A 12,640-nucleotide genomic window follows, 5' to 3' on the forward strand; every position below is an offset into this window, starting at 1 on the left:
ATCGGTTCGGGCGCGTGCATGTCGACATGGCAGGGCAAGGTCGGGTTGAAGGAGCATCGGGCGACGGTTCGGGACGATCTGGTGGGCTGCCCGGATTGCGGCCGGCTCCACCGTGTGCGTGAGCTGCCGCGTGGCGGCCGGGCCGTCTGCACCCGCTGCGGCGCACAGCTGTACCGCCATGTGGCGGGCGGGCCGCACCATGCGCTGCCGATGGCGCTGACCGCGTTGCTGCTGCTGGGCCTGATCGCCGTGAACCCGCTGATGGCGGTCCATATCCAGGGCAACGACCGCGCCGGACTGGTCACCACCGGAATCGAGGCGCTGGCCGACCAGGGGATGTGGCCGCTGTCGCTGCTGGTCGGGCTGCTGGTGCTGGGTGCGCCGGTGGCGCGCGTGGTGGGGGTGATCGTCGTGATGCTTCGCCTGCACGGCGGTCGCCCGCCGGAGTCGCCGCGGGCGACCGCCCGGCTGTTCGCCCTGACCGAGTCCCTGCGCCCCTGGGCCATGCTGGACGTCTTCCTGCTCGGCCTGCTGGTCGGCTATTCCAAGCTGTACGGCTTCGCCAATGCGGAACTGCTGACCGGCGGGCTGGCGCTGGGCGGCTATGTGCTGGCGATCAGCGCGATGGATCAGGGGGTGGACCGCCGGGCGCTGTGGTCGGCCATCGACCATGTGCCGCCGGATCCGGCACCGCCGCCGCGGCGCTGGGTCGCCTGCGCGGTCTGCCAGCGGGTCCACGGCCATGACCATGAGGACGCTCCGCATCGCTGCACCCGCTGCGGCAGCCGGCTTCATGTGCGGGAACCCGACAGCCTGGGGCGGACCACGGCGCTGGTCGCCACCAGCGCCATCCTCTATGTGCCGGCCAACCTGCTGCCGGTGATGACCGTCGTCAATTTCGGCCAGGGCGACCCCAGCACGATCCTGGGCGGGGTGGGGGAACTGGCCGGGTCCGGCATGTGGCCGCTGGCACTGCTGGTCTTCGTCGCCAGCATCGCCGTGCCGCTGCTGAAGCTGGGCGGGCTGGCCTGGTTCGTCCTTGCCGCATGGCGGGGATCGGCCGCGCGGCTGCAGGGCCGGACCCGGCTCTACCGTTTCATCGACGCCATCGGGCGCTGGTCCAATGTGGACGTGTTCATGATCGCCATCCTCACGGCACTGGTGCAGTTCGGCGCCGTCGCCTCTGTCCGCGCCGATGCCGGCGCCATCGCCTTCGCCGCCGTGGTCATCCTGACCATGCTGGCCAGCCACGTCTTCGACCCGCGCGTGATGTGGGACCGGGCGGACGGGGTGCGGCATGACTGACGCCGGCCAGACGCCGCCTCCCCATACGCCTCCTCCCCGCACCCGCCCGAGGTGGCCGTGTCGACGCGCCGCAGGCTGTCCCTGCTGTGGCTGCTGCCGCTGGTGGCGGCGCTGATCGCCGGCTGGCTCGGCTGGCGCTGGCTGGAGGACCGCGGCCCTCAGATCGTCATCACTTTCCCGTCCGGCGACGGGCTGGAGGCCGGGCGGACCCGCATCAAGCACAAGAACGTCGATCTGGGCGTGATCGAGTCGGTTCGCCTGTCCGACGACCTGTCCCAGGTGATCGCCACCGCCCGCATGGACCGGACCGCCGGGCGCCATCTGAAGGAGGGAACCCGCTTCTGGGTGGTGGCGCCGCGCCTCAGCCTGGGTGGGGTTTCCGGCCTGAGCACGGTGGTGTCCGGCACCTATGTGGAGATGGAGCCCGGCGGCGGCGAGGACCGGCGCGAGTTCGACGCGCTGGACGAGCCGCCGGTGGTCCGCGCCGACGTGCCGGGCCGCAGCTTCTCTCTGAAGGCGGAACAGCTGGGATCGCTGGCGCAGGGCTCGCCCGTCTATTTCCGCGGCGTCCAGGTGGGCGAGGTGATGGGCTACAACCTGTCGCCCCAGGACCGCACGGTGTCGGTCTCCGTCTTCGTCCGTGCGCCCTACGAGGGGCTGGTGCGGGAGGGCAGCCGGTTCTGGCGCTCGTCGGGCGTCCAGTTCACCGCCGGGGCCGAGGGCCTGAAGTTCCAGACGGAGTCGTTGAAGACGTTGGCGCTGGGCGGCGTGGTTCTGGAAACCCCGCCGGATCCGGAGGCCGGGGGACAGGCGATGGACTGGGCCTCCTTCACCCTCTACGAGGACCAGGCCGCCGCCGCCGCGGCGCGCGACCGGCTGCGCGTGCGCTACCGGCTGGAGTTCCCCGGCTCGATCCAGGGTCTGCAGGCAGGTGCGCCGGTGCTGCTGCGCGGCCTGACGGTCGGGCATGTGGCGGCCGTGCGGCTGGAGTATGACGAGGCGACGCAGGAACTGCGCATCCCCGTCGATATCGATTTCGAACCGGACCTCGTCGCCCGCACCTATTCCGTCGTCGACGGCAAGCCGATGGACGAGGCGGCGGTGCGCAAGCTGATCGCCACCCAGGTGGAAAGGGGCCTGCGCGCCCGTCTGGCGTCCGGCAATCTCCTGACCGGGCAGAAGCTGGTGTCCTTCGATTATGCGCCGGGCGTGCCGCCCGCGCCGGGGGCGGAACGGTCGGAACTGCCGACGGTGGCGTCCAGCGACCTCGACTCGATCATGGCGTCGGCCGGCGTGGTGATGGAGAAGGTCTCGGCATTGCCGCTGGATGGGCTGATCGCCGACCTGCGCGGCACCCTGCAGTCGGTGAGCGGGCTTGCCGGGTCGCCGGACCTCGCGCGCTCCCTCGCGGCGCTCGCCAAGGCGCTGGGCAGCGCCGACGCGCTGATGCGCGACGCCGACCGCCAGCTGCCGGAACTGGTGAAGAGCCTGCGCGGGGTGGCGACGGCGGCGCAGGGAACGCTGAACAGCGCTAACGGGCTGCTGGGCGGCGGTGGCGGGCAGGCCGATCTGGCCGGGGTGATGCGGCAGTTGAACGACGCCGCGCGGTCCTTCCGCGTGCTGGCCGACTATCTGGAACGCCATCCGGAGGCGCTGCTTCGGGGCAAGAGACCGTAAGGGATTGGGGGAAGGGATGAGGATGGGACGGGTGCGCGGATGGCGGGCGGCGGCGATGGCGCTGCCTTTGCTGGTGCTGGCGGCCTGCCAGTCGACGCCGGAAAGCCGGCTCTACACGCTGGCGGTGGTGCCGCCGACGGCAACGGCGCAGCCGGTCCGCACCGCGCCCCGGACATTGGCCTTGGGATCGCTGGACCTGCCGATGCTGGTCGATCGGCCGCAGATCGTCCGCCGCATCGACGGCACTAGGGTGGAGGCGCTGGAGTTCGACCGCTGGGCCGAGCCGCTGGCCGACGGGCTGCGCTCCACCCTGGCCGGCGACCTCGCGGCGCGCCTGCCAGGCGTGACCGTCCTTCCGGTGGCCGGCAGCGCGGTGGGGGAGGGCACGACGGTGCTGGCCGTCACCGTCCTGCGCTTCGATGCCGACATCGGCGGCCGGGTGGTGCTGGACGCGCAGTGGAGCCTGTCGCAGGCCGGCGGCGCACAGAAGAGCGGTCCATCGCGCGAGACGGTGGAGGTCCCGGCGGCAAGCGCCGAGCCGGACGCCCTGGTGCGGGCGATGAGCCAGGCGGTCGCCACCTTCGCCGACCGCATCGCCGCCGGGGTGCGCCGCTGAGGAACAGCCTTTTTCAGTGAAGCAGGGTGGCGCCGCGGTCCGCGGTGGGGCGGGGGCGGTCCATGCGCTCGGCCATCGTCCGCTGCGGCCTGGAAACCTCCGCCGCCGGGTCCGGCATCTGCAATCCGGCGCGGGAGAGGGCTGAAGCCAGGACGCAGAGCGGCGCCATCGCCATCCGCACGCCGGCCAGCGGCAGCCAATCGTTCATCAGCAGGCCGGCCTCGCCATGCTGCCCCTGCTGGGCCAGCCGCAGCATGTCGAGCAACAGTGCCTCGTCGATTCCAAGTGACGGGCAGGGCGGACGGTGCAGGTCGAGCGGCCGGGTGGTGGCCGCCAGCACGATCCGCATCAGCGTGTCGAACGCCACCGCGGCGTCGTTGGACAGGCCCGCCGCGGTCATGCCGTCCTGCCAGTGCGGGTGCGGGCGCTCCGGCTCGCGCAGGGGTTCGGCCCACTGGCGCAGCACGGACACGACCAGCGCCTCCGCCGCATCCAGATCCTGGAAACGCTGGCGCGGCGGCATGACGCTGCGATGGGACGACATGGTGGACATGGCGGACTCCGCTCTGTGTGACAGGCGGAGGGTAGGGGCTTTGCGATGATAATGCAAGTCATTCGCATTTGCAGTGAGGGGCGGTCCCTCAGCGATACTCCGCCCGCCGGGCCAGCCCCTCCTTCAGATGCCGGATTGCCGCATGCACTTTCGGCGGCACATGGCGCTTCTGCGGATAGACCGCCCACACCGCGGTGTTGGGCGGCCGGTGGCGGTCCAGCAGGGAGACCAGCCGCCCTTCCGCCACCGGTCCGCGCACGTAATAGTCCGGCAGCTGGCACAGCCCGAACCCGCGCAGCGCCGCGTCCAGCACCGAGAAGCCGCTGTTGCAGCGCCAGCGGCCGCGCGGACGGAACAGCCAGTCCTGCCCGTTGTCGTCGAACAGCCAATGGTCGGAGGTGCCGATCAGGCATTGGTGGGTGCCTAGGCTCGCGAGGCTGTCGGGAATGCCGTGGCGGTCCAGATAGGCCGGTGCCGCGCACAGATGCATGACGCGCGGGGCGATGCGCGTCGCCACCATGCTCGATTCGCTGAGCCGGCCGAGGCGGATCGCCAGATCATAGCCCTCCTGCACCAGATCGAGCTGCCGGTTGGTCAGCTCCACCTCGATGCTCAGCTGCGGGTGGCGCTCCATCAGGTCGTTGATCAGCGGCATGACGAACTGCTCGCCATAGGCGGTGGAGCAGGTCATGCGCAGCATTCCCTTGACCTCCGCGTCGCTGCCGCCCTGCAGCGCGCCCACCGCCAGGAAGGCGTCGTCGCGCTGTTCGGCCAGCCGCCGGCAGCGGGCGAGGAAGGCGTGGCCGCTCTCGGTCAGGCTGACCTTGCGGGTGGTGCGGTAGAACAGCCGGGCCTGCAGCCGGTCCTCCAGCCGCGCCACGCTGCGGCTGACATGGGAGGAGGAGACGCGCAGCCGTTCCGCCGCGCGGGAAAAGCTGCCGCTTTCGGCCACCGCCACGAATTCGTCGATGCCGTCCCAACCGCTCACGATCACTCCCCCGGGGCTTTCTTCCAGGGCCGTCCGGCCATTATCCCCATACGGCAAAAATCTATTCCCGAAATCGCCGTTCTGGCAATGACCGGTCGCGGTCTACACTGCGGGAATCAAATGCCAATCTGCATTGGCCAATCCGTTTTCGGGAAGGAAAGCCACATGGTCCTGTCGCGCGCCGCCGTCGCCTGGGAAGCCAACCGTCCGCTGGAGATCGAGGAGGTCGAGGTCGCGGCACCCAAGGCCGGCGAGGTGATGGTCCGCATCGTCGCCACCGGCGTCTGCCACACCGATGCCTACACCCTGTCCGGCAAGGATTCCGAAGGCGTCTTCCCCTGCATCCTCGGCCATGAGGGCGGCGGCGTGGTGGTGGAGGTCGGCCCCGGCGTCACCTCCGTCGCGGTCGGCGACCATGTGATCCCGCTCTACACGCCGGAATGCGGCAAGTGCAAATTCTGCCTGTCCGGCAAGACCAACCTGTGCCAGGCGATCCGCGCCACCCAGGGCAAGGGCCTGATGCCGGACGGCACCAGCCGCTTCTCGCTGAAGGGCAAGGAAATCGCCCACTACATGGGCACCTCCACCTTCTCCGAATACACGGTGCTGCCGGAGATCGCGCTCGCCAAGATCAACAAGGCCGCACCGCTGGAGAAGGTCTGCCTGCTCGGCTGCGGCGTCACCACCGGCATGGGTGCGGTGATGAACACCGCGAAGGTGGAGCCGGGTTCGACCGTCGCCATCTTCGGCCTGGGCGGCATCGGCCTGTCGGCCATCATCGGCGCCACCATGGCGAAGGCCAGCCGCATCATCGGCGTCGACATCAACCCGTCGAAGTTCGAGATCGCCAAGCAGCTGGGCGCCACCGACGTCATCAACCCGATGGATTACGACCGCCCGATCCAGGAAGTGCTGGTCGAACTGACCGACGGCGGCGTCGATTACAGCTTTGAGTGCATCGGCAACGTCAAGGTGATGCGCGCCGCCCTGGAATGCTGCCACAAGGGCTGGGGCGAGTCGGTCATCATCGGCGTCGCCGGCGCCGGCGAGGAGATCTCCACCCGTCCGTTCCAGCTGGTCACCGGCCGCGTCTGGCGCGGCTCCGCCTTCGGCGGCGTCAAGGGCCGGTCGGAGCTGCCGGAATATGTGGAGCGCTACCTGCGCGGCGAGTTCGAGCTGGACACCTTCATCACCCACACCATGGGTCTGGAGGACATCAACCACGCCTTCGACCTGATGCATGAGGGCAAGAGCATCCGCTCGGTCATCCTCTACAACCAGTAAGACGACTGCGTTCCCCTCCCCCGCGGCCGGGGAGGGGATTTTTTCAGGCGGCGACTTTCATAAAGGCAGTTCCATGACCGACCCCCTCACCACCCTGTCGGAAACCCGCGTCTTCGGCGGCTGGCTGAAGCGGGTGCGGCACCAGTCGACGGCGGTGGATTGCGAAATGACCTTCGCCGTCTTCCTGCCGCCGCAGGTGGAGACCGGTGCGAAGGTGCCGGTCTTCTACTGGCTGTCCGGCCTTACCTGCACCGACGAGAACTTCACCCAGAAGGCCGGCGCCTTCCGCGTCGCAGCCGAACTGGGCCTCGCCATCGTCGCCCCCGACACCAGCCCGCGTGGAGACGGGGTGCCGGGCGATCTCGACAACGCCTGGGACTTCGGGCTGGGTGCCGGCTTCTACGTCGATGCGACGGAGGAGCCGTGGGCGAAGCACTACCGCATGCACGACTACGTAACGCGGGAGCTGCCGGCTCTGGTGGAGGCGAACTTCCCGGTCACCGACCGCCGCTCCATCGCCGGCCATTCGATGGGCGGGCACGGCGCGCTGGTCTGCGCGCTGAAGCATCCCGGCTTCTACAAGGCGGTGTCCGCCTTCGCCCCCATCGTCAACCCGGCGGCGGTGCCCTGGGGCGAGAAGGCGTTCAGCCGCTATCTGGGGCCGGACCGCGACCGCTGGCTGGAGTGGGACGCCTGCGCGCTGATCGGCAAGGCGACGGAGCGCCTGCCGATCCTGATCGACCAGGGCGACCGCGACGGCTTCCTGGAGCCGCAGCTGAAGCCGCAGGCGCTGGTCGCCGCGGCGGAAGCGGTCGGGCACCCGGTGACGCTGCGGATGCAGCCGGGCTACGACCACAGCTATTTCTTCATCAGCACGTTCATCGAGGATCATCTGCGCCATCATGCGGCGGCGCTGGTGGGTTAGACCCCCACCTAACCTCCCCGCTGGGCGGGGAGGGACTGCCGCCACTCTCCCGCATTAGCACTCGCTCCCTCCCCGCCCAGCGGGGGAGGGTTGGGGTGGGGGTCTAACTCCGCCCTCCCACCTTACCCCACCCGCCGCGTCAGGTGATTGTCCCACCTGAACTCCGGCGCCCGGCGTTCCGGCCCCGCCTCGGCCGCGACCGACACCGGCTCGATCACGCCCAGCCCGCTGGTCGCCAGATAGCCATCGCCGTTCGGCGCCAAGCCACACCCATCCGCCAGCGCGGTCGCACCCAGCCACGCGGCGCTCGCGGCGTCCCACAGCCCGATGACGCCGCCCACCGGCGAACTGGCGGCGACGGTACGGCCGTCGGACGCCACGCTGCCGATATAGCCCTGCATGCGCGACAGCACGTCCTCCGGCGTGTCGAACAGGCGGACGGCGCCGCTGCCCGGGCGGTGCGCGCCGGTCAGGGGCTGCAGCATGCCGATGGGCCGCTCGTCCTGCGTGCCGAAGGCGATGCCGCCGTCGTCCAGCAGGGCGATGTGGCGGATGCCGAGGTTGGCGTGCTCCTCCGGCAGGCGGACCTTGTCGAGCAGCCTGCCGGTCGCCGACTCCACATAGGTCAGCGAAGAGTCCATGCTGTCGAGGTTCAGCTTGGCCCGGCCGGTGTCGGGATGGGTGATGACGCCGCCGTTGGCGACCGCCAGCGTGGTCCCGTCGCGCATCAGGATCAGCTCGTGCGGTCCCAGCCCATGGGTCGGGAGGGCGCCGATGCGGCGATAGCCGTCGGTGGCGTCGTAGATTCCGATGGCCCCCTCCTCGCGCGGGACGTCGTCCTCGGCGACATAGAGGGTGCGGCCGTCGGCGGAATAGGCGCCGTGACCGGTGAAGCGGCGGTCGTCCGGCGCCCGCAACACCGGACCCGGAGCACCGTCGGCCAGCGACAGGGTCTGGAACCAGCGGCCGGGACGCCGGGCGAAGACCACGGCTTCGGCCACCCCCGGACGCGCCACGATGCCGTGGGCGCGTCCGGGGGTGGGGATGGTGAACAGCAGCTTGCCGGCCGGATCCAGCGCCGCGACGCCGTAACCCGGCTCCGCCCCCGCGGTGGCATAGGCGTTCAGATAGAGCGTGCCGTCGCCGGCGGCATGGGCCTTGCCGGTCAGCATGGCCAGCAGCCCGCCGCCCAGCAGACGCCCGCCGACCGCCGGGCCGGCGAGCAGGCCGAGGACATTCCGGCGGTCCATCTCGCCCTTTACGGCCATGGCTCAGTCCCCGTCCAGCTCGTTGAAGCCAAGCGTGATGTCCAGCAGCGGGGCTAGCGTGCCCAGCATCTCAACCCGCGCCGCCTTGATGAGGCGCAGCGCGCCGTCGGCCTTCTTGCGGGCTGCCGGATCGGTCACTGCCTTGTTCAGCGGCCCTGGCACCGCTTCCACGGCGCCGATGGCGGCGGCGAAGCTCTCATCGATGGCCTGCTTCGCGGTCGCCCCGTCCTCGCCCGGCGGCAGCAGGAAGACGAAGCCCGGCCCGCCGCGCTCGCCCATCAGCAGGGCGCGAAGCCCCTCCAGGTTCAGCGCGATGTTGCGGAGCGCCCGGCCGCTGCGCAGGGCCTCCACCACCGTCGGCTTGGCGTCCTCTATGCCGGTGCCGAGCGGGGCCATCAGCTTCTGGTCGATGATCACCTGCATGGCGGTGATGGCGGAGGCGTAGAGCGTGTTCACCGCTTCCGACGCGGTGGGGCCGAGGACGGTCGCCTGACCGGCGGCCAGCGGCGCCTCCAGTTCCTTCCAGCCGTCGCGCGCGTCGGTCGCGATGGCGGCGACGTTGCGGGCGGCGGCGGTGGCCAGCAGTCCGCGGTAACGCTTTGCGTCGCTGCCGGTGAAGCTCTCCACCGTGACGTTCTCGTCGAACAGCAGCCGTTCCAGCACGGTCAGGCCCTGCACGGCGGCACTCTGGCGGGCCAGCGCCCCCGGCTGCAGCAGCTTCGGGTCCTGGTCGCGCAGGATCTGGCCGATCTGGCGCTGAACCACGCCCGCCCGCTCAGGCCAGAAGGACATGCGGTCGGCGCGCAGGTTCATGGTCAGCGGACCCGGCCGCAGATGCTGCACCGCGGCCCAGGCGTCGGTCACCTTCGTATGGGCAGTCCGCGCCTCCTCCAGCCCGGCGGGGGTGGGGCCGGCGGCGAAACGGTCGAGCGTGTCGGCATAGGCGGTGGATGCGGCCACCAGCGCATCGAAGCGGGGCAGGGCGTGGGTGCGGACCATGCCGGCCAGGAACTCGCCGTCCTTGTCCGACCGGCGGGCGGCGAAGGCCGGCGCCGGGGGCAGCAGGGCCGCCAGGGCGGCGGCGGACATCAGCCCAAGCACTATGCGGCGTCGCATACCATCAATTCCCTTCTGCCGGTTACGCGGATCGAAACCCACCCATCCTTTACAAACCCAGCACGTAGCGCACCAGCCGTTTCCGTTCCGCCGCCGGCAGGGTCATGAAGCGGTCCTTCGCTCCCTCCGCCTCGCCGCCATGCCACAGGATCGCTTCGGTCACGCTGCGGGCGCGCCCGTCATGCAGCAGCGACAGCTGTCCGTCCCTTGCCGCCAGCCGGTTCAGCCCCCACAGCGGCGTGGTGCGCCAGTCGCTTCCGCGCGCCTCGCCCATCGCCAGCCCGTCGCCCAGGGCGGGGCCGAGGTCGTGCAACAGCATGTCGCTGTGCGGGAAGATGTCGCGGCCGGACAGGGACGGATGCGCCGGATCCTCCGCCGTGCGCCAGGACGGGCGGTGGCAGGCGGCGCAGCCGGTGTCGGCGAACAGCTTGGTGCCGGCCTTGTCCTTCGGCGCCTCCAGGCTGCCGTCGGGCGGCAGGTCGCGCAGATAGCCGTCGATCAGGCCGATCACCGTGCTGGGAATCTCCAGCCCCTCGAACTGCTTGGAGTCACCGTGGGGGCGTTCCGGCAGGCGGTCTGCGCCGGGGTGCAGTCGCCCCACGGTTCCGGATAGGCCGGAGTCGACATGCCGATGTCGAGGCTGAAGGCCTCCGCGTCCTGGTGGTCGAGCGTGGGGTGCATCGCCTTCCAGCCGAAGCGGCCAACCTGACGCTTGTCGTCCACCGTCACATGGTTGACCCGGCCGGCCACGGGACCGCCGGACGCCGCCTGCCGGGCGGCCTCGGCCTCGATCGCCTCGGCCGGGATGCGGTCGAGCAGCCCCATGCCATGGACCCGCGGCGGTACGCGGGCGGACATCACCGTCGCCCCGGCCAGCGGGCCATAGCCCAGATCCTCGACGACCGGCGTGGGATGGCGCAGCCGGACGGTCTCGCCGTCGGGGAAGCGCACCTCCTCCTCCCGGTAGGAGACGTGGGGCCGCCCCTCGATCACCTGCCCGAGGATGGCGTTGGACTGGATCTGGCGGCCATAGACCGGGTCGCCGTTCAGCTTGATCGCATAGCCGACGCCCTGGTCCCCCGCCACCGCCGGATCGGGAGGACGGCCGCCACCACCGCGCGGATGGCAGGTGGCGCAGGACCGTGCGTTGTAGAGCGGACCGAGACCGTCCGCCGCCTGGGTCGCGGTGGGCGCCGCCACCCACATGCGGCGGAACAGCGCCTCGCCGATGCGGTTGTCGAGGCTGTCGGCGGCATGAGCGGCGGGGGCGAGCAGCAGGAACAGGGTGGCGAGCGTGGCCCGGAGCGGCATCTCAAGCAACGCGGATGTATCCCATCATGCCGGTGTCCTGGTGTTCGATGATGTGGCAGTGGAACATCCAGTCGCCGGGATTGTCGGCCTTGATGGCGACGCGCAGGCGTTCCTTCGGCTCCAGCAGGACGGTGTCGGTATGGTGGGGCACCACCTTGCGGCCGTCGGAGGACAGCACCTTGAAGGTGTAGCCGTGGATGTGGATCGGGTGCAGGTGCGGGGTCAGGTTGGTCAGCTCGAAGATATAGCTCCGGCCCTTCTCCAGCGTGACCAGCGGCGGCGGCAGCCGTTCGTGACCGCCCTCCGGCCAGCTCTGCTGGTTGATCGCCCAGAAGGTCTTCTCCGACAGGCAGAGCAGATCGGCATAGGGCAGGCCGGGCAGGATTGCCGGGTCGAAGCTCTGCGCCACCGCCGTGGCGGAGAAGGCCATCGGGATGACCGGCGCGTTCTTCAGGTCCGGTTCGGGAATGCCGGAGGCGGGCAGGGCGCGGAGTTTGAAGCGCGTGTTGGGCAGCGCCGGGCCGACGGCGCGGAAGGTGGCCAACGGCTTGGGCTCGGCGGAATAGACGTTGGTCAGCCGCAGGGTCTGGCCGGCCTTGGCTGGGGCGCGGAACAGCACGTCGATGCGCATCGCCGGCCCCATCGGCCAGCCGTCCAGCGGGCGGGGCGGCAGCGGGTTGCCATCCACCGCGACGATCCAGGCCTCTGCCCCCTCCACCCGCAAGTCGACGACGCGGGTGCTGTCGATGTTGTAGAGGCGGGCGCGGATGTCGCCGTTGGCAGGAACCTCGATCACCGGGTCGATGGCGCCGTTGATAGTCGACACGCTGCCGAAGGTGCCGGCGCGCGAGGCGCCACGGTCGGTGGTGAAGGCGCCGAATCTGCCGGTCTTGTCCAGCTGCCAGTCCTTGACCAGACAGACGATGTCGGCGTCGAATTTCGGCGCGTCCGGCTCCTCCACGATCAACACGCCGGCAAGGCCGCGGCCCAGCAGTTCCACCGTGTTGCAGTGCGGATGGAAGAAGAAGGAGCCCGCGTCGGGCGGGGTGAATTCATAGACGTGGCGCTCGCCGGGCCTAGTCGGCGGCTGGGTCAGGTAGGGCACGCCGTCTTCCAGGTTCGGCAGGCGAATGCCGTGCCAGTGGATCGAGGTGTGTTCGTCCAGCCCGTTCACCAGAGTGGCGCGCAGCCGCTGGCCCTTGCGCATGCGGATGATGGGGCCGGGGAAGCTGTCGGCGTAGGTGACCAGCGGCGACGGCTCGGCGGGTTCCGGAAGGATGCGTTGCAAGCGCTGCTTGGCGACCAGTTCCACCTCGACCAGATCGCCGGCGGAGGTGATGGGTGCCGGACCGGTCAGGCCGGTCTTCAGGGCGCCCGCCGCCGGTGCGGCGGCCCCGGTTCCGCCCAGTGCCGCCGCCGCGACGGCGGCGCCCCCGGCGCGCAGAAGGGCACGGCGGGACAGGGCGGCGGCAAGGCGGTGCGGCATGACGGCGGTCCGAAAAACGTCAGGCAGGAAAAAACCGGCTCCGGCCCCGCCCCCGCCGTGCCGGATCGGCCCGGAAGGGAAGGAGGGGTAACGGTCATGCGCGGGTCGGGC

Annotated in this window: 12 protein-coding genes; 5 read left to right on the plus strand and 7 right to left on the minus strand. The window is 70.5% G+C overall.

Going from position 1 to position 12,640, the window contains the following annotated elements:
- The first annotated feature begins 18 nt into the window (after window positions 1-18).
- The 3 genes from AB8P05_RS24425 to AB8P05_RS24435 are packed head-to-tail and all read left to right on the plus strand — an operon-like array spanning window position 19 to window position 3,598.
- Entirely contained in the window at window positions 19-1,305 is a 1,287-nt protein-coding gene (locus tag AB8P05_RS24425; protein WP_472760771.1) for a paraquat-inducible protein A, read from the plus strand.
- Between the two features lie 57 nt (window positions 1,306-1,362).
- Complete coding sequence (locus AB8P05_RS24430; RefSeq protein WP_472760772.1) at window positions 1,363-2,982, plus strand: PqiB family protein; 1,620 nt, start codon at window positions 1,363-1,365, stop codon at window positions 2,980-2,982.
- 22 nt (window positions 2,983-3,004) lie between these two features.
- Window positions 3,005-3,598 (plus strand): PqiC family protein, encoded by a 594-nt coding sequence (locus tag AB8P05_RS24435; protein ID WP_472760773.1) that lies wholly within the window; start codon window positions 3,005-3,007, stop codon window positions 3,596-3,598.
- A gap of 13 nt (window positions 3,599-3,611) precedes the next feature.
- Here AB8P05_RS24435 and AB8P05_RS24440 read toward each other — a convergent pair whose 3' ends face one another.
- Window positions 3,612-4,151: a hypothetical protein gene (locus tag AB8P05_RS24440; protein ID WP_472760774.1), complete on the minus strand. Its 540-nt coding sequence runs from the start codon at window positions 4,149-4,151 to the stop codon at window positions 3,612-3,614.
- A gap of 88 nt (window positions 4,152-4,239) precedes the next feature.
- Window positions 4,240-5,139: a LysR substrate-binding domain-containing protein gene (locus tag AB8P05_RS24445; protein WP_455174913.1), complete on the minus strand. Its 900-nt coding sequence runs from the start codon at window positions 5,137-5,139 to the stop codon at window positions 4,240-4,242.
- A gap of 165 nt (window positions 5,140-5,304) precedes the next feature.
- Between AB8P05_RS24445 and AB8P05_RS24450 the strand changes: the two genes are divergently transcribed.
- Window positions 5,305-6,423, plus strand: a complete 1,119-nt coding sequence (locus AB8P05_RS24450) for an S-(hydroxymethyl)glutathione dehydrogenase/class III alcohol dehydrogenase (RefSeq protein WP_014249435.1) — start codon at window positions 5,305-5,307, stop codon at window positions 6,421-6,423.
- 73 nt (window positions 6,424-6,496) lie between these two features.
- Window positions 6,497-7,348 (plus strand): S-formylglutathione hydrolase, encoded by an 852-nt coding sequence (gene fghA / locus AB8P05_RS24455; RefSeq protein ID WP_472760775.1) that lies wholly within the window; start codon window positions 6,497-6,499, stop codon window positions 7,346-7,348.
- A 122-nt stretch (window positions 7,349-7,470) separates the two neighbouring features.
- Here fghA and AB8P05_RS24460 read toward each other — a convergent pair whose 3' ends face one another.
- From AB8P05_RS24460 to AB8P05_RS24480, 5 genes are read right to left on the minus strand one after another with little or no spacing between them, the layout of a single operon-like run.
- On the minus strand, window positions 7,471-8,616 hold the full coding sequence (locus AB8P05_RS24460; protein ID WP_472760776.1) for a DUF1513 domain-containing protein: 1,146 nt from the start codon (window positions 8,614-8,616) through the stop codon (window positions 7,471-7,473).
- Window positions 8,617-8,619: 3 nt separating this feature from the next.
- Window positions 8,620-9,732 carry an imelysin family protein gene (locus AB8P05_RS24465; protein ID WP_472760777.1) on the minus strand — a complete coding sequence of 371 codons (1,113 nt, stop codon included), beginning with the start codon at window positions 9,730-9,732 and terminating at the stop codon, window positions 8,620-8,622.
- Between the two features lie 49 nt (window positions 9,733-9,781).
- Window positions 9,782-10,243 (minus strand): di-heme oxidoredictase family protein, encoded by a 462-nt coding sequence (locus AB8P05_RS24470; protein WP_472760778.1) that lies wholly within the window; start codon window positions 10,241-10,243, stop codon window positions 9,782-9,784.
- A complete protein-coding gene (locus AB8P05_RS24475; RefSeq protein WP_472761183.1) occupies window positions 10,240-11,043 on the minus strand; it encodes a di-heme oxidoredictase family protein in 804 nt (267 codons plus the stop codon). Before AB8P05_RS24475 ends, AB8P05_RS24470 begins: the two co-directional genes overlap by 4 nt.
- Window position 11,044: 1 nt before the next feature.
- The gene (locus AB8P05_RS24480; RefSeq protein ID WP_472760779.1) at window positions 11,045-12,529 is read right to left on the minus strand and encodes a multicopper oxidase family protein; all 1,485 of its coding nucleotides are present in this window, start codon (window positions 12,527-12,529) and stop codon (window positions 11,045-11,047) included.
- Between the last annotated feature and the right edge of the window lie 111 nt (window positions 12,530-12,640).

The sequence above is a fragment of the Azospirillum sp. VT-I1 genome, assembly GCF_055698305.1.